The organism is Natronomonas marina (assembly GCF_024298905.1).
In the GTDB taxonomy this organism is placed as follows: Archaea; Halobacteriota; Halobacteria; order Halobacteriales; family Haloarculaceae; genus Natronomonas; species Natronomonas marina.
Genome location: NZ_CP101154.1, coordinates 3,187,862 through 3,204,400, shown reverse-complemented (window position 1 = coordinate 3,204,400; position 16,539 = coordinate 3,187,862). Strand labels below are relative to the sequence as shown.

At 70.5% G+C, this 16,539-nt stretch carries 15 protein-coding genes; 8 read left to right on the top strand and 7 right to left on the bottom strand.

The annotated features are described in order from the left end of the window. Window positions 1-128: 128 nt before the first annotated feature. Window positions 129-485 (top strand): HalOD1 output domain-containing protein, encoded by a 357-nt coding sequence (locus tag NLF94_RS16795; protein ID WP_254838784.1) that lies wholly within the window; start codon window positions 129-131, stop codon window positions 483-485. A gap of 12 nt (window positions 486-497) precedes the next feature. Here NLF94_RS16795 and NLF94_RS16790 read toward each other — a convergent pair whose 3' ends face one another. The 4 genes from NLF94_RS16790 to wecB all read right to left on the bottom strand — a co-directional run bounded on the left by NLF94_RS16790 (window position 498) and on the right by wecB (window position 4,124). Continuing rightward, window positions 498-785 (bottom strand): PadR family transcriptional regulator, encoded by a 288-nt coding sequence (locus tag NLF94_RS16790; protein WP_254838783.1) that lies wholly within the window; start codon window positions 783-785, stop codon window positions 498-500. Window positions 786-859: 74 nt separating this feature from the next. Then, window positions 860-1,546, bottom strand: a complete 687-nt coding sequence (locus tag NLF94_RS16785; RefSeq protein ID WP_254838782.1) for a DUF7344 domain-containing protein — start codon at window positions 1,544-1,546, stop codon at window positions 860-862. 188 nt (window positions 1,547-1,734) lie between these two features. Beyond that, the gene (locus NLF94_RS16780) at window positions 1,735-3,027 is read right to left on the bottom strand and encodes a nucleotide sugar dehydrogenase (RefSeq protein WP_254838781.1); all 1,293 of its coding nucleotides are present in this window, start codon (window positions 3,025-3,027) and stop codon (window positions 1,735-1,737) included. Continuing rightward, a complete protein-coding gene (gene wecB, locus NLF94_RS16775) occupies window positions 3,024-4,124 on the bottom strand; it encodes a non-hydrolyzing UDP-N-acetylglucosamine 2-epimerase (RefSeq protein ID WP_254838780.1) in 1,101 nt (366 codons plus the stop codon). The genes NLF94_RS16780 and wecB overlap by 4 nt, the downstream gene beginning before the upstream one ends. A gap of 424 nt (window positions 4,125-4,548) precedes the next feature. Between wecB and NLF94_RS16770 the strand changes: the two genes are divergently transcribed. From NLF94_RS16770 to NLF94_RS16740, 7 genes are all read left to right on the top strand, one after another. After that, window positions 4,549-5,637: a glycosyltransferase family 2 protein gene (locus tag NLF94_RS16770; protein WP_254838779.1), complete on the top strand. Its 1,089-nt coding sequence runs from the start codon at window positions 4,549-4,551 to the stop codon at window positions 5,635-5,637. A 60-nt stretch (window positions 5,638-5,697) separates the two neighbouring features. Beyond that, window positions 5,698-6,873, top strand: coding sequence for a glycosyltransferase (locus NLF94_RS16765; protein ID WP_254838778.1), 1,176 nt, complete (start codon window positions 5,698-5,700; stop codon window positions 6,871-6,873). Beyond that, window positions 6,870-8,036: a glycosyltransferase family 4 protein gene (locus NLF94_RS16760; protein ID WP_254838777.1), complete on the top strand. Its 1,167-nt coding sequence runs from the start codon at window positions 6,870-6,872 to the stop codon at window positions 8,034-8,036. Before NLF94_RS16765 ends, NLF94_RS16760 begins: the two co-directional genes overlap by 4 nt. Window positions 8,037-8,098: 62 nt before the next feature. Further along, window positions 8,099-9,484: a sulfatase family protein gene (locus tag NLF94_RS16755; RefSeq protein WP_254838776.1), complete on the top strand. Its 1,386-nt coding sequence runs from the start codon at window positions 8,099-8,101 to the stop codon at window positions 9,482-9,484. Beyond that, complete coding sequence (locus tag NLF94_RS16750; protein ID WP_254838775.1) at window positions 9,474-10,427, top strand: polysaccharide deacetylase family protein; 954 nt, start codon at window positions 9,474-9,476, stop codon at window positions 10,425-10,427. The genes NLF94_RS16755 and NLF94_RS16750 overlap by 11 nt, the downstream gene beginning before the upstream one ends. Further along, window positions 10,424-11,512 (top strand): GNAT family N-acetyltransferase, encoded by a 1,089-nt coding sequence (locus NLF94_RS16745; protein WP_254838774.1) that lies wholly within the window; start codon window positions 10,424-10,426, stop codon window positions 11,510-11,512. The genes NLF94_RS16750 and NLF94_RS16745 overlap by 4 nt, the downstream gene beginning before the upstream one ends. Window positions 11,513-11,625: 113 nt before the next feature. Further along, window positions 11,626-12,351, top strand: coding sequence for a hypothetical protein (locus tag NLF94_RS16740; RefSeq protein ID WP_254838773.1), 726 nt, complete (start codon window positions 11,626-11,628; stop codon window positions 12,349-12,351). A 10-nt stretch (window positions 12,352-12,361) separates the two neighbouring features. Here the strand turns inward: NLF94_RS16740 and NLF94_RS16735 are convergent, their stop codons facing one another. From NLF94_RS16735 to NLF94_RS16720, 3 genes are all read right to left on the bottom strand, one after another. Next, the gene (locus NLF94_RS16735) at window positions 12,362-13,705 is read right to left on the bottom strand and encodes a glycoside hydrolase family 55 protein (RefSeq protein WP_254838772.1); all 1,344 of its coding nucleotides are present in this window, start codon (window positions 13,703-13,705) and stop codon (window positions 12,362-12,364) included. Between the two features lie 162 nt (window positions 13,706-13,867). Beyond that, window positions 13,868-16,324, bottom strand: a complete 2,457-nt coding sequence (locus tag NLF94_RS20860; protein ID WP_286670323.1) for a glycosyl hydrolase family 28-related protein — start codon at window positions 16,322-16,324, stop codon at window positions 13,868-13,870. Further along, complete coding sequence (locus tag NLF94_RS16720; protein WP_254838771.1) at window positions 16,321-16,527, bottom strand: hypothetical protein; 207 nt, start codon at window positions 16,525-16,527, stop codon at window positions 16,321-16,323. The genes NLF94_RS20860 and NLF94_RS16720 overlap by 4 nt, the downstream gene beginning before the upstream one ends. Window positions 16,528-16,539 lie beyond the last annotated feature (12 nt).

Below are 16,539 nucleotides of genomic sequence, written 5' to 3'. Positions count from 1 at the left end.
CGGTGTCGGCTTCCGTGACCGTCACGGTAAATTCCGTATTATTTACCCTATGTCGGGTTTTCGAAAGAAGTCGGCGGCTGTTAACAAAGCACGGAGGAAACGTACGTTATTTCGAGGATAGGTATAGCATGAGGCGTACACGAAACGGCCGCCGGCGGGACTATTCCGGCTACGAGCCGCTCACGGGGGCGTACCACCGTCAGCACGACTGGGACGGCCCCGAACGGCTGAGCCAGACGGTCTCCGAGGTGATCCTGGCGCTTTCCGGTCTGGAGCCGAACGCCGGGCCGCCGCTGTCGGACGCCATCGATCCCGACGCGCTGAACCGGCTGTTCGGCCCCTCGGGTGGCGACGGCACCCGTGATCACCTGACGTTCACTCACCAGAACTGCACGGTCGTCGTCTACCGGGACGGCCACGTCGTCGCCTATCCGCCGGAGCTTACGAGCCCGACGCTGGACGAACCTCCCCGTCACCCCCGGTGACGTGCTCGCCGGTCACTCCGACACCACACCGTCGGCGACGTAGCTGTTCTCCCACTGACGGCGCTCTCGGATCGCCTCCTTTCCGAACTCCGTCACCTCGTAGTAGTTCGTCCGCCGATCTATCTTTCCCTGGGCGAGGTAGCCGTCCTCGACCAGCGTGTCGAGGTTCGGGTAGAGCCGGCCGTGGGTGATCCGGTCGATCTCCGTCTGGAGCTCCGATTTGAGCTCCTGGCCCGACGGCCGGTCGAGCCCCGCCGCGACGTACAGCAGGTCGCGCTGGAAGCCGGTGAGTTCGAACACGTCCCTATAGCCGTGATACCGGTACTTCGTTAGTAGTCGATGAACGGGAGACAACGTCGTGGCCGCAACGCGGCTCAACTCGTAGCCGAGAACAGCAGCGCGGCGGCACAGAGGAGCGTCCAGAAGACGCCCGGAACGACCGCAAGCGGGCCGATACCCGTCGCCCCGACGAGGGCGACGACCGCCACACCGGCCGCCGCCGCCAGTTTCGCCCGTCCGGTGTCCGCTTCGGCGTCGTCGGCTTCCTCCTCGTCGGACTCGAGGTCGGGCAGGTAGGGGTCCAGCAGGGTGGTGTCCCGGAGGTGGATGATGCCGCGGTTCTTCCGGAACTCGACGACGCCGAAGTCGTCCATCTTCGGGAGGTGACACTGGTAGAGCCCGATGTAGACGCGCTTGCGCTGGCTCGAGGACAGCTGTGAAACGTCGATGTCGTTCTCGAGGGCCGCGATGTGCTCCGCGAGTACGTCCAGCGTCGTGGTGCCGTCCTCCTGTTCTTTCAGGAACCGTATCACCCGCCGTCGCCGCTCGTTCTTTAGCAGTTCGAACACCTCCCCGATGTCGAGTTCTTCACCGTCCTTTCGCTTGGTTCCGGGCAGGTCATCGAGCGCGTCGGCGTCGATGGACGACGCCTCGCTGCCGCCCCGGCCGTCCTCGGACGACGCCTCGCCCGCGCTCCGCGTCGACGGGCGCTCGGCTCCCGACGAGTCCGAACTATTGCCTGATGACGCCTCCGCCGACGATGAACTGCTGGACGTGGTCATACGCATAGCCTACATCCGTCAGACACACCTTGTTAGTTGGTTTCTAGCGAACGTTTGAGTGACCCTGAACGGCAGCAAACCTCGGAAGGCTGTTTCTGCGGGTCTCAGGATTTCTGCAGACGAAACCGACGACGGCACTGCCGGGATAACGGAAGGAGCCGATTAATGTCTGAAAACTGTCGGTTTCGCTATACTCGCCGGAGGTCGAAGCCGGCGCGTCGCCACGCCTCGGGCCGGAGGATTGCCTTGGTGTCGACGACGGTCGAACCGCACATGCGCTCCCGGAGAGTAGCCGGATTCAATCGCTCGAACTCGTCGTGGTCCGTCGTGACGACGACGGCGTCGGCGTCGGTCGTCGCCGCCTCGAGGTCGTCGAGGTTCAGCGTCGGGTCCGTCACATGCGGGTCGTGAACCGAGACGGTCGGCGGGTCGATGGCGCCGCCGTCGGCCGTCACCGGCGTCGGTTTCTCGTCGGCGTACTGGAGTTCCCGCGCCAGCTTCAGCCCGGGACTGGAGCGCGTGTCCCCGACGTTGCCCTTGTAGGCGGCCCCGAGGATCGCTATCTTCCGGTCGGCGAGGCTGCCGAGCTCCTCGACGAGGATGCCGATGATGAACTCGGACATTCCGTCGTTTACCCGGCGTGCGGTCTCGATCAGGTCGAGTTCCTCGGAGTCGTGGCCCAGGAACCACGGGTCGACGGGGAGACAGTGCCCGCCGACGCCGGGACCGGGCTGGAGGATGTCGACGCGCGGGTGGCCGTTCGCAAGCGCGATGGCGTCCCGGGAGTCGACGCCGTAGTCGGCCGCCAGTCTGGCAATCTCGTTTGCGAGCGCGATGTTCGTGTCCCGGAAGGTGTTCTGGATCAGCTTGACGAACTCCGCGAGGGTCGGACTCGAGACGGTCCGTATCCGGCCGTCGACGAACGACTCGTAGAGCCGGACGGCCGACTGGCTCGAGTAGCTGTCGACGCCGCCGACGATGCGGTCGTTGTTCCGCAACTCCGCGATGATGTCGCCGGGCAGCACCGTCTCGGGGCAGTGCGCGAGCGCGACCTCCTCGCCGACGGCCAGCCCCGACTCCTCGAGGATGGGCGCGAGGACCTCCTCCGTCGTTCCCGGCGGCACCGTCGACTCGAGGACGACCGTGTCCTGAACCCGGAGGTGGTCGGCGACCGCCCGCCCGACCGACTCGACGTAGCCGAGATCGGCCGTTCTCGAGGCCTCGTCGAACGGCGTCGGCACGCAGACGACGTGGTAGTCGGCCGGCCGCACCTCGTCGACCACCTCCAGTTGCCCGGATTCGAGCCCCTGGGTGACGAACGCCCGGAGCCCGGGCTCCTCGAGGTGGACGTCGCCCGCCCGGAGCAGCGACCGCACCTCCGGGTCGGCGTCGTAGCCGTAGACCCGGTGGCCGTAGTTGGCCATCATCGTCGCCGCCGGGAGACCGACGTAGCCGAGTCCGTGGACGCAGACTTCGCTCATGGCGAGGCCGGCTCGAGGTCCGCGAGCAGTTCCTCGACGATGCGCTCGCCGGCGGTGCCGTCGCCGAAGGGGTTCTCCCAGTCGCCGGTCGTCCCCCGGGCCTCCCGGACGGCCCGGCGTATCGCCGCCGGGTCCGTCCCCGCCAGCCGGTTGGCGCCGACCGCGGTCGTCTCCGGCCGCTCGGTGCTGTCCCGCATCGTCACGCACGGAACCCCGAGCACGCAGGCCTCCTCCTGGACGCCGCCGGAGTCGGTGAGTATCACGTCGGCGGCCGTCTCCAGGCGGAGGAAGTCCAGGTAGTCGACCGGCTCGACGGTCCGAATCCGGTCGGTGACGTCGATGTCGAACGCCGAGAGCCGTTCCGACGCGCGGGGGTGGACCGGATAGACGACCTCGACGTCGGCCGCGGCCGCCGCCCGGTCGACGCCGCGCAACATCCCCCGGAAGCGGGACTCGTCGTCGACGTTCTCGGCCCGGTGGGCCGTCATCAAAAAGAAGTCGCCGTCCTCGACGCCCAGTTTCCCGAGGACGTCGCTCTTCTCCCGGGCGAGTTCCCGGTTCCGTTCGAGGGCGTCGACCACGGTGTTCCCCGTCACGACGATCCGCGAGGGCGGGATGCCCTCCGCTTCGAGGTGGTGGCGGCTCGCCTCGGTCGGCGCGAAGAGGTGGTCGGCGACGTGGTCGGCGACGACCCGGTTGGTCTCCTCGGGCATCTCGCGGTCGAAGCTCCGCAGGCCCGCCTCGACGTGGCCCAACTCGACGTCCATCTTGCTGGCGGCGATGGCCCCCGCGAGGACGCTGTTGGTGTCGCCCTGGACGAGCACCGTCCCCGGGTCGACCTCGCGGAGGGCCTCCTCGATGCGAATCAGCATCCGCCCGGTCTGCTCGCCGTGCGAGCCCGAGCCGACGCCGAGTTCGTACGCCGGGCGCGGCAGCTCCAGTTGCTCGAAGAACACCGAGTCCAGCATCTCCGAGTAGTGCTGCCCGGTGTGCAGGATCGTGTGAGAGACGCCCCGCTCGCGGCAGGCGCGTATCACGGGTGCGAGCTTGATGATCTCCGGTCGGGTGCCGAGAACGAAGGCGACGGGGCCGCTCATCCGGATCGCCTCCGGACGGCGCCCCGGCGCCGGGCGAACCTCAGGACGGGATGGGCGAGGCGTCGAGCGGTCGACGTGCCGGTCCCGTCACCGAATCGAGGGGCGGGTAGTTGGTGTTGCATGGCTGTCGGTATCCGTTTGCGGAAACCGGACGAACGCCGGACTCCGTACGTCTCACCGATGGCCGTTTCGGGGCTTTGTTATGCGTCGGTTCACCCCGGAGTACCGCCAGCGAACTTCGGATAGAGGGCGGCTAAACCGGTCTCGGATTCGACCGGCAGGGGCGGCGTCGGCCGCCTCGTCGACCTCGCGGCCTGCGGCGGTCCGTGTCGTCACGACCCCCAGCGAGCGGCCGTCGGTCGCGCTCGGATTACTCGGGTGCTAACAATGACCGAACCTGCCCTCGTTCGGAGTAGACCGCCGAATGCGACCGCCGAAGGCACCCGACCCGCGGCGGAGACCCTCCAGTTCCGGGATCAAAGCCGTGACACAGAACTTCACTCCCGACGACCGGCCCGCGAGGGCCGCCAGAGCCGAAGAGACAGTGGAGAGACGCGAGTACGGCAGCCGCATCGGTGCCGTCGAGCCGCCCGTGCCCGCGACGGCGGTCGGTCCCGACGCCGGGGGCGCCCCGGTCGTCGCCGGCGTCCCCGCCTACGACGAGGCCGACACGATAGCGGCCGTCGTGCGGGCGGTGGCGCCCCACGTCGACGAGGTGGTCGTCGTCGACGACGGCAGCACGGACGGGACCGCCAAGCGGGCACGGGCGGCCGGCGCGACGGTCCTCGAACACGACCGGAACCGCGGCTACGGGGCGACCCTGGGCACCATCTTCGAGCACGCCGACGCCGTCGACGCCGCCCACCTGGTCGTCCTCGACGGCGACGGGCAACACGACGCCGGCGACGTGCCGAAACTGGTCGCCGCCCAGCGGGAGACCGGCGCCGACATCGTCGTCGGGAGCCGGTTTCTCGAGGGGGCCGACACCGACGCGCCCGCCTACCGGCGGGTCGGGCTGGCCGTCGTGAACGCACTGACCAACGCCGGCCTGCGGCTCCGGTACTCGGCGTCGGGGGTCTCGGACACCCAGAGCGGCTTCCGGGCGTACAACCGCGAGTCGATACGGACGGTCGCCCGGCGCGGCGAGATCGGCGAGGGGATGGAGGCCAGCCTCGATCTCCTCTTTCACGCCGCCCGCGAGGGGCTGACCGTCGCCGAGGTGCCGACCACCATCGACTACGACATCGACGACCCGAGCACGCAGAACCCGCTCACCCACGGGCTCGTCCTCGTCGGCGCCATCCTCCGGGAGATAGTCCCGACGCCGGACCCGCGGGCGACCGCCGGCGGCGTCGTCGCCGTCGCGGCGCTCGGATCGGCGGTCGGTCTCATCGGTCTGTTCGGCGGGACGGTCGTCCGCGCACTCGTCTTCCTGGTGCTCGGGGTCGTCGCCGGACTCGGGCTGGCCGCCTCGAACGTCGGCAGGGCGCTGTCGGCGCTCTCGGGCCGCTGACAGCGGTAGCCGGTGCATACTCTTCCCAACGGGACCGCCAGATCGACCGACTGCCAGCCAATGTACTCGCTCATCGCCAGCGCGATCAACCACCCGGACGCGATCAACCCCTACCAGGGGCTGTTCAACCACCGCATCATCAGGGCGCTCTCGGAGACGGGGGTCGACCTGTCGGCCGTCTCCCCGCGCCCGTTCGCGCCGCCGGTCGGCCCCTACTCCGCGTACGCGTCGCTGCCGGAGGCCGAGCGGTGGGACGGCTACACGGTGCACCACCCCCGGTTCTGGTACCTCCTGCCGAAGCGCCTCCTCTATGCGGTCTCGGGCGACTCCTACGCTAAACGGGTGCCGCCCTACCTCGAGCGGACCTTCGACCCGCCCGACGTCGTCCACGCCTGTCACATCTACCCCGACGGCTACGGGACGCTGCCGTACGCCCGCGAGCACGACCTCCCGCTGTTCGTCGTCGCCCACGGCGCGCTCCTCAACGGGTTCGAGGACCTCCCGCCGGGCGTCGCCGGCCGGGTCCGGGAGACGCTCGCGGCCGCCGAGGGCGTCCTCTGTGTCAGCGACGCCCTCGCCGAGCGGGCCCGGTCGCTCGTCGACGCCTCGAAGGTGGCGACCGTCCCCATCGGCGCCGACCCCGGGAAGTTCCCCCTCGGCGAGCGGGCACGCCTCCGGAGCGAGCGCGGTCTCGACCCCGAGGAGACGCTCGTGCTCTTCGTCGGCCAGTTCAGCGACCGGAAGGGCGTCCCGGAACTTCTGGAACTGCTCTCGACGCGGACGTTTCCCGGGGTGACCTTCGCCTTCGCCGGCCACGGCGGCGACCGGGAGACCGACCTGCGGCGGGCGGTCGCCGACCGGGAGGACGCGACGGTCCACGCCGGTCTCCCCTCCGAACGGCTCCGGGAGTGGTTCGCCGCGGCCGACCTGCTGGTGCTGCCGAGCCACGCCGAGGGCCGGCCGACGGTCGTCTACGAGGCGATGGCGAGCGAGACCGCAGTGCTGGCCTCGGCCGTCGGCGGCGTCCCCGAGCAGGTGGCCGACAGCGAGGCCGGACGCCTCCTCGAACCGGGCGACGTGACGGCGCTGGGCGACGCGCTCGCCGACCTGTCGGCCGACCCCGACCGACTGCGCAAGATGGGCGCCGCGGGCCGGCGACGGCTGGAGGCCAACGACTGGACGTGGAGCGGCCACGCCCGGCGCGTCAGCGAGATTCACCGGGAGGCGCTCCGATGACGGCCGGCGAGTCACCCCGGCTGGCGGGCCGGGAGAGCCGGCCGCCGTCGTCGGTGTCGGTGCTGGCGGTCACGTCCTACCGGCCCGCGGAACTGCTCGACCCGCTGGCCGCCACGGACCTGGACGTGTCGGTGCTGGAACTCGACGACTCCGCCGGCCCGCTCGCCAGGGCGCTGTCGGCCGCCCGGCGCACCCGGCGGGCCCTCGGCCGCCACGACCCGGACCTCCTCCTGCTGGACTGCTTCGAGACGCTCGGCGCGCCGGCGGCCCTGGTAGCCGACCGCCACGACGTGCCGGTTGTGGCCCGCCTCGTCGGCGACCCCTGGCGGAAGCTCGAAGAGGAGCGGCTCGCTCCCGCCCGGGCCGACCGGGATATCCCGCGGTACCTGCGACACCGCCTGAGCCACGGGCTGAACGGGGTCGTCTTCGAGCGAGCGAGCGGCTTCGTGACGGTCTCGACGGACCTCGCCCGCGTCGCCGCCCGGCGGACCGGCTGTCCGCCCGAGCGGATCGGCGTCGTCCCCGTCCCCGTCACGACCGACACGACGAGCGGGTCGGCGGCCGCGGCGCGGGCCGCCCTCGCTATCGACGCCGAGCGGGTGCTGCTCACGGTGACGAACCTGAAGTTCCGGGCGAAACTGGCCGGCGTCGAGCGGGTGCTGGAGGCGGTCGAGCCGTTGCTCTCGGCCGACCCCGACCTCGCCTACGTCGTCGCTGGCGGCGGCGAGTACCACGCCGACCTCCGGGACGCGATAGCGGCCATCGACGACCCGGCCGTCCGGCGACGAGTTCACGCCCCCGGCCACGTCGACTCGGTGGCGGACCTGTACGCGCTTGCGGACGTCTTCGTCTACGTCTCCGACCTCGACGGCTACCCGAACGTCGTCCTGGAGGCCCAGACGGCCGGCGTCCCCGTCGTCGCCAGCGACGCCTGCGGCATGCGCGACCAGATAACCGACGGCGAGACGGGATTCCTGGTCGCCCCCGACGCTCCCGGCGAACTCGCGGCGCGCCTCGACCGCCTGCTGTCGACCCCCGACGAGCGCCGGCGACTCGGCGAGGCCGGCCGACGGCGCGCCCGCCGGGAGAACGACCCCGAGGCGGTCGGCGACCGGCTCTCGGCGTTCCTCGCGGGGCTGGCGGCCGACCTCGACGGCGAGTGACCGCCGCCACGTCCGCCGATATTCGGTCCATAACCTTGTGAGCGCCGCGGCTGGTGACGGCCATGAGCCACGACGGGACACCGACCCGCGACATCGTCCTGATAACGGTCGACTCGCTGCAGTACGACTACGTCGCAGCGGACGACGCCCCGGCGCCGGGGCTGGCCGGGCTGTCGGCGCTGGCCGACGGCGGGACGTTCTTCACCAACGCCTTCTCGAACGCGACCATCACGAAGGGGTCGTTCCTCTCCATCTTCAGCGGGACCTACCCGTGGATGTTCGGCTCCATCGACGGCGGCTTCGACACCGGACGACCCCACCTCGCCGAACGCCTCTCGGCGGCCGGCTACGCGACGGCCGGCTTCAACACGAACCCCTACCTCAGCAGCACCTACGGCTACGACAGGGGGTTCGACTACTACATGGGCCGCGACACCGGCGAGAACCTCGACCGGACGACCCTCTCGTCGAAGTACTGGCCGGTGCTGAAGGAGTCACTGCTCCCGAAACGGGCCGCCCGTGCCGTCCGGTCGGCCTACGGGACGGCCGGCCGGAAGCTCGGACTCCAGCTCGGCGGCGACCCCTACGTCCCCGCCGAAGAGGTCAACGAGGCCGTCTTCGAGTACCTCGAGGACAGCACCGGCCCACGCTTCCTGTGGATCCACTACATGGACGTCCACACGCCCTACTACCCGCGGGAGGGGACCGAGAGCGAAGACGAGCGGAAGCGACACGCGGTGAAGCTGTTCCACCGGGCCAACGAGCGCCGCGCCGACGCGTCGGACGCGGACCTCGACCGGCTCGAACGGCTCTACGAGGGCGAGGTCGAGCACTTCGATCGCCGGCTCGCGGAACTGCTGGACGGGCTGGACGCCCGCCTGGACCTCTCGGAGTCGCTGGTCGTGTTCGGCTCCGACCACGGCGAGGCCTTCGGCGACCACGACGCCGTCTTCCACCCCGACGGCGTCCTCTACGACGACCTCGTTCACGTCCCGCTGGTGGTCAACGGCCCCGGCTTCGACGCCGGGGCGGTGTCGACGCCTGTCTCGAACGCCGACATCGTGCCGACGCTGCTGGAGTTCGCCGGCGCGGAAACCCCGTCCGTCTGCGTCGGCGACTCCCTGGCCGGCATCGTCGCCGACCCGCCGGACGGCCGGGCGGTGTTCGCCGGCGGCCACGACAGCGACACCGGCGTCGCCATGGTCGCCACCGAGCGGTACAAGCTGATCCGCGACCTCCGGAGCGGGACCGAAGAGCTGTACGACCGGGCGGCCGACCCCGAGGAGACGACCGACGTCCTCGACGCGCGGCCGGACGCGGCCCGCCGCCTGCGGGCGGCACTGGACGAACGCCTCGAGGTCGCCCGGAGCAACGAGGCCGAACCGTCGGCCGTCGAGGTCGACGACGGCGTGAAGACCCGGCTCCGGATGCTCGGCTATGACGAGTAGCGGTCCCGGCAGCGTCGTCATCTCGCTGGACGCGGAACTGGCCTGGGGGGTCCACGACCGCCAGCCGTCGGCCGCCGAGGAGCGCCGTATCGAGACTGCCCGCCGCTCGTGGTCGTGGCTCGTCGACCTGTTCGACGAGCACGGGGTGCCGGCGACCTGGGCGGTCGTCGGGGCGCTGCTCGCCGAGAGCGCCGACGACGCCGCCCCCGAACACCCGCTGTCGGACGCGTGGTTCGAGACCGCCCGGCGGGGAATCGCCCGGCGGCCCGACGAGTGGCTCGGCCGCGACCTCGTGGCGGCGGTCGCCGACGCCGACGCCGACCACGAACTCGCCAGCCACAGTTTCTCGCACCCGGTCTTCGCCGACGTGTCCCGGTCGGTCGCCGACGCCGAGTGTCGGCTCTCGCGGGTCTACGGCCGGCGGCTCGGCCTGGAGTTCTCCTCGTTCGTCTTTCCGCGCAACCGGATCGGACACAGGGACGTCCTCGCCGAACACGGCTACCGCTGCTATCGCGGGCGGCGGCCCTACCGCCTGCCGGCGGTTCCGGGGGTTCGGGGCGCGGCCACGCTCGCCGGCACCCTGACCGGGACCGGGTCGCCGCCGGTCGTCTCGCCGCGCGTCGACGAGTACGGTCTCGTCGAACTGCCGGCGTCGCTGTTCCTCGGCGGCTTCAGGGACCGGCCCTGGCGGACCGTCGCGTCCGTCGGCACCGACCCGGCGGTCGGCCTCGCGAAACGCGGCGTCGAGCGCGCCCGACGCGAGGGCGGCGTCTTCCACCTGTGGCTCCATCCCAACGACCTCACCGACGACGCCTACGCGCGCCGGGTGGCGGCGGTCGTGTCCCACGTCGCCGACAGACGCGAGGAGACGGACCTCCGCGTCGAGACGATGGACGGACTCGCCCGGCGGGCACTGGCCGACCGGGAGGTGCCCGTCCCGTGAGCGAGCAGACGGCCGCCGGCCGGGCGACCTACGACGTCCGACCGTTCCGGCCGTCGGACCGGGAGGCGTATCTCGACCTCTACGGCGAGGTGTTCGGGAGCAGACCGACGGACGCGTGGTTCGACTGGAAGTACGCCTCGAACCCCTACGCCGACGGCGTCCCCATCGTCGTCGCGGTCCACGAAGGGAATCTGGTCGGCGCGCGGTCCTTCCTGGCGCTGGAACTCCGGACGCCGACCGGCCGCGTCGGGGCGTTCCAGGCCTGCGACACGATGGTCGATCCGGGCCACAGACGGCAGGGGCTGTTCACGCGGATGACGCGGGACGCGCTGACCCGCTACGCCGACGGGCCGGCGCTGTCGTTCAACTTCCCCAACGAGCGGACGCTCTCCGGCAACCGGAAACTCGGCTGGGAACTCGTCGAGCACCTCCCGGTCCACCACCGGTTTCAGGACCCCGCACGGCTCGTCGATCGGCTCCCGTCGGCGCTTCGTCGGCCGCTGGCCGCGGGCGTCTCCGGATGCTACCGGCTCGGCGAACGGCTCCGGGCGCCGACCGCCCCCGGCGTCGCCGTCGAGCGCCGCCCGACGGTTCCGGTCGAGTTGCTCGCCGACCTGACCCGACGTCGGCCGCCCGACGCGTTTCACGTCCCGCGAGACGAGCGGTTCTACGGGTGGCGGTACGCCCGTCCCGACCGCGACTACGACACCTACGTCGCCCGGCGGGACGGTCGCCCGGTCGGGGCGACCGTGGTCGGGTCCGGCCCGGCGGACGCGCGGTTCATGGAGTTCCTGCCGCGAACGGGCCGCGAGGACGGCGTCTCGGCGGCGCTCGTGCGGGCGGCGCTGGCCGACCACGCCGACGCGCCGCTGGTGTCGGCGGTGGCGGACGACGTCGACCCGGAACTGCTCGCGGCCTTCGGCTTTCTCGGCGGCGACGCGCCGCTCGTCGGGCGCCTCGTCGGGACGCGCCCGTTCGTCGTCCGGCCGTTCGGCGACGAACCGCGGGGCTGGCGGCTCGACGGCGCCGACGTCCGCGACCCCGACAACTGGCTGGTAGGGTTCGGCGAACTCGACGTGGGGTGATGGAGCGCGGTTACGATGTCACTAACCAACTCGTTCGGCGGAGTACGAAGGCCCATGCAGGCGACTCGGACTGACGGACGGAACCGGCGTTCCCGTTCCTCGGGCATCCGGGCATGACCGGGCCGGGCGCGCCCCGTGATACGTGGACGGAGGTGACCGACGGTACCCGTCGGTCAGCCGACGGTCGGTCCGCGACGACCGCAGTCCTCCTCCACGGCCGAAACGCCCTCTTCGGGGCCAGATGCAGGTACCACCGTCTACGGAACGGTCTCGTCGACGGACGAAGCCATCGGTACGGTATCCGGCGGGTCGACCCCGACCGCATCGAGTACGTGACGTCCGAATCGGCTCGACTCGACGCGGGCCACGGCTACCTCGATGTCGGCGCGTTCGACAAGTTCAGACGGACCGGCGCCGTGATGAGCGGCGACTGGGACGACTTGGACGTCCGGTTCGCCGACCTCCGGATATACCGGGGAATCCGGGAGTACGCCGAACACGGGACGCCGCTCACCGATACCGAGTTCTTCAGCCGCACCGCCGAGGAGATCGACGACGGGAACCGGCCGTGGGGGTGCGCCTCCGTCGAGGCGCTCGAGGAGCGGTGCCGGTACGTCGAATCCCTGTACGAGCGGGTTCGACACGAGGGATACAGGTCACAGCGCGAACTCGGGAAACACCCCGTCGACGAGGTCAACGTCAACGTCGGGCGGCGCGGTGACCTCCTGTTCAACGACGGCCGGCACCGACTCGCGATAGCGAAGGTGCTCGACGTCGACCGGATTCCGGTCCGGATACTCGTCGTCCACGAGGGGTTCGTCGAGGGAACGGTCGCGTAGCCTGCCCGCCCTACTCCGGCGGCGGGTGTACCGCGCCGACGTCCGCGGCGGTCGGAACGCCCTCGATCACCCCGGGGCACCCGGGGTCGGTCGCCGTCGCCAACCGCTCTGGCATCTCGGCGACGTCTATTATCTTTTCTATCTTCGTGTTATTGAGGTCGCCGAGCGGACCGGCAGCGTTGTCGAAGTGGTAGTACGTCCCGACGCGGGAAGAGCCCCGGGTGGGCGAGTTCAGGCCGTAACCGCTCTGGGCACACGTCGACCAGACGGTCGAAGCGTCGAACGCTGCGTCCTGTGTCACCAGGATGTTGTCACCTTGCCTGGCGTTCGCCCGGGCGACGATTGCCGACCCCTCGGGAACGACGTAGTCGGTGTACGCACCGAGGCGGAACCCCCGGGAGCCGTTCCCCTCGGAGACGACGTCCTCGAAGCGAACGACGCCGCGCTCGTCGGTGTTCCCCTCCGACCCCGGGCGGAGATACCCGTTGATTTCGTTGTCAGTGAGCCGGACCCGGCGGTACGTCGCCTCGATGACGTCCGGGGTGGTCTTCGTGCCCTGGGCGTTGCCCTCACAGACGCAGTCCTCGACGAGCACCTTCCCACCGGAGACGTCGATTCCGTACGTCGGTGCCCGGCTGTCCGTCCCGTTCCGGTAGCAGTAGCAGTTCCTGACCTCGATTGGCGGCTCGTACTTGTGGACGTCGTACCACGAGTCGGGAGAGATGCCGTGCTTGGAGCACTCCCGAACCGTACACTGGTTGACGACGAACCCGCCGTGGTGGGGCGTGATGCCCGACTGGTTCCACCGTTCGACCCAGACGTTCTCTATCAGGACGCTGACCGGGACGTCGTCGCTGTCCGCCGAATCAGAGATGATGGCGTGGCCGCCCGACCCCGGCTCGCCCGGCTGCTCGTCTCTGTTGCCGTCGAGCCGGAGGTCACGAATCTCCAGCCCCTCGATGCCGCCCGCCACCTCGATGAAGAACAGCTGGTGGTGGCCCGAGTGGCCGCCGTCCATCCGGAGGACGGCGTCCTTTCCCGTGCCCGCCAGCGTCAGGTTCTCGGGCAGGTCGTCGCCGTGGAGGCGGACCGCGGCGGTGTCTTCGGAATCCAGCGAGGAGACGAGCGTCGTCCCGCTCGGAAAGAAGACCGTCTCCCCGGGTCCCGCGTGTGCGATTGCGGACCGGACCGCCTCGGTGTCGTCCGTCTCGCCGTCGACCGCGGCCCCGAAGTCCCGGACGTCGTGGGGCGGGTCGGAGTCGACCGTCGGCGTCTCGGGCGTCGGTTCCGTGGGTTCCGGCTCCGGTTCCTCCGGTTCGTCCCGAAACAAGCTACAGCCTGCGAGGCCCGCCATCGACGCGGCCGATAGAGCCAGTAGCTCCCGTCGTGATACCATCGTGCGCCCTTTCGCCCCACCACGAATAGTTATCGGCCACCAAATGCCGGTCGCGGGCCGGTAGCGTGTTCCTATCCACGGGAACGTCCGGGGAGTCGAAACCGGACGGCGTCGGTCGCGTTACACGCCCTCCGAGTCGCTGACGACATCGTTGTCGGTGTTGTTGACGCCCAGCCAGACCTCGTCGACCGGGCCCTTGACCCGCATGTCGTGGGAGTGACTCGCCGTCTCCCCGGTGACGTTCGTGCTCTTGGCGGCGACGGTGACGCCGCCGTACCGCAGTTCCGTCACGACGGTGTTGAGGGCGCCGTCGGCGTCGGAGACGGCCCAATCGACGTCGTACCGGCTCCAGGCCGGATTGCTCTCGTCGGTCACGGCGAAGCGGTCGACGGCGAGGCTCGATCCGTCGGTCGTCCCGTCGCCCGTGTCGTCGGTGGCGTTGTCGACGGTCACGTCGACGGTCGCGCCGGTGGTGTTGCCGGCGCCGTCGGTCGCCCGTGCCGACAGCGTGTGCCCGCCATCGTCGACGCCCGTCGAGTCCCACGCCGCGGTGTAGTTGCCGGACTCCGAGTCGTAACTCGTCGCCGTCCAGGTCCCGTCGTCGACGCGGTACTCGACGGTCAGCGAATCGTCCTCGGCGTCGGTGGCGTCGACGGCGACGGCGACGTCGCCGGACACCGTCGCGCCGTCGGTCGGGTCGGCCCAGGCGACCGACGGGGCGCCGTCCGAGGGCGACAGCGTCGCCGACTGGCCGCCGGTGGCGACGCCGAAGACGTCCGTCTCGACCCGCTCGACGTCGTAGGAGCCGGGACCGACCCAGCCGTCGGCGTGGTCGGCGTCGGTCACCTCGATGTCCCAGTCGGTCGGCTCCGCCTCGCCGGCGGGCCACACCTTCGCCCGGAGCGTCTCGCCCTCCGCGCGGAAGCGACGGTGATAGAAGGTCCCCTCGGCGGGGGAGCCGAAACGACCCAGAACCGCCACCGCGCCGTCGGTGTACTTTCCGAGGCGGAACGCGTCGTTGGGCGACTCGACCTCCAGCCAGTAGCCGTTCTCGGCGCCGCCGCTCGTCGACGAGCGGAGGTGGAGACGGGCGTGGAACCCGAGACCGTCCTCGGCGGTGAAGGCGGGAACCCGGAATCGATCCAGCACCTCGACGTCGGCCGGCGTGCCGGCCTGGTCCCACGAGAGGGCGTAGCGCGTCCGGCCGGTGCCGTCGTGTTCGAACGCCAGGGCGTGGCCGCCCTCGAAGCCCGACCCGGAGACGACGCTCCAGTCGTCGGTCGTGGACGCCCACCGGGGCGTCCAGTCGTCGAACCCCGAGTCCGTCGTCGAGTCGCCGTCGCTCGTCGAGTCGTCCGTCGTCGAGTCGTCGGTGGAGTCGCCGCTCCAGGCGCCGACCTCCGAGGCGGTGGGAACCGAATCGAGGTCGGCGATGCGGTCGGTCGTGTCAGTCGAGACGTCGAGATTGCCGTTGTTCCCGATGTCGTTCGTGGCGTTGCCGTCGTGGGCGTAGGTGTCGAGCGCCCCCGACCCCGTCGAGTTCCAGTCCAGCGCGTCGTTGGAGGACAGCGAGTCGACGACGTACAGCGTGCCGCCGGTGGCGTCGAGCGTGGCACCGGCGTCGAACAGGACGTCGTTCGTCGTGTCGGCGCCGTTGCCGAGACAGAGGACCGTCGCGCCGTCCTCGATGGTGTGGTCGTCGGGACCGTCGGCACGGATGCCCTGCCCGGGGTTGTTCTCGAAGACGCAGTCGCCCCAGTACACCTGTGCGCCGTTGCGGTCGCTGGGCCGCTGGAAGCCGGCGGCCTCCCGGGAGTCCGTCCCCCGGAACCGGCGGTACTCGGCGCGGGTGACGTCGTCGGTGACCTTCGTCGCCTGCTGGCAGTTGTACGCCACCGAGTCCTCGACGATGCCCCATCCGCCGGACTGGTCGAAGCCGTACCGACCGACCTCGGTCTGGCCGTTGTTCTTCGCCAGACAGTTCGTGATCGTGACGGGCTTGCCGTCGTGGTGCTCGCCACTTATCTGGAAGCCGTGGCTGCCGGTGTCGTCGGTCGTCACGCGGTTGGCCCGGGTGTTGCCGTACCAGAAGTAGATGCCGGTGCCGTGCGTCGAGCGGATTTCGACGTCCTCGACGAGGACGTCCACGTCGTCGACACTGGCGGTGGAGTCCTTCTGTGAGATGTTGATACCGCTGTGGCTGCCGGTGGTGCCGACGTTCTGGCGGTTGCCGTCGACGGTGAGATTCCGGATTTCCAGCCCCAGGATGCCGGTGGAGTTCGGCATCACGCGCAGCACGAAGAGGTTGATGTCGTCGTGGTCGCCGTCGTCGGCGAGTCGTATCGTCGAGTCCGGGCCGTCGCCCGTGATGGTGAGGTCGTCCGGGTGGCTGTCGCCGTCGACGGTGACACAGCCGGTGCCGGGCGTCGACGTCGAGACCACGTAGGCGTCCGCCGTCGCCGGGAGGTACACCGTGTCACCGGCGGCGGCGTCGTCGATGGCGGCCTGTATCGCGGCCCGGTCGTCGGTACTCCCGTCGCCCGCCGCGCCGTAGTCGGTGACGTCCAGCGTCGTCATAGCTGTCCCTCGCTGAAGTCCGTCCAGTAGGTCGTGCCGCCGGACTGGGCGGTGCCGCCCCAGCTGCCCGTTGCGACGACGCCCACCGCCGCGGCGCCGAGTTTGACGTATCGCCGTCTGTCGAGGAGCAACCCGCCCTTCCCGCCGGTGTCGGTGGCTTCTCCGCTCTCGCCGTCGTCTTCGTGTGCCAGCTTGCGTGCCATGCGGCCGGTAGT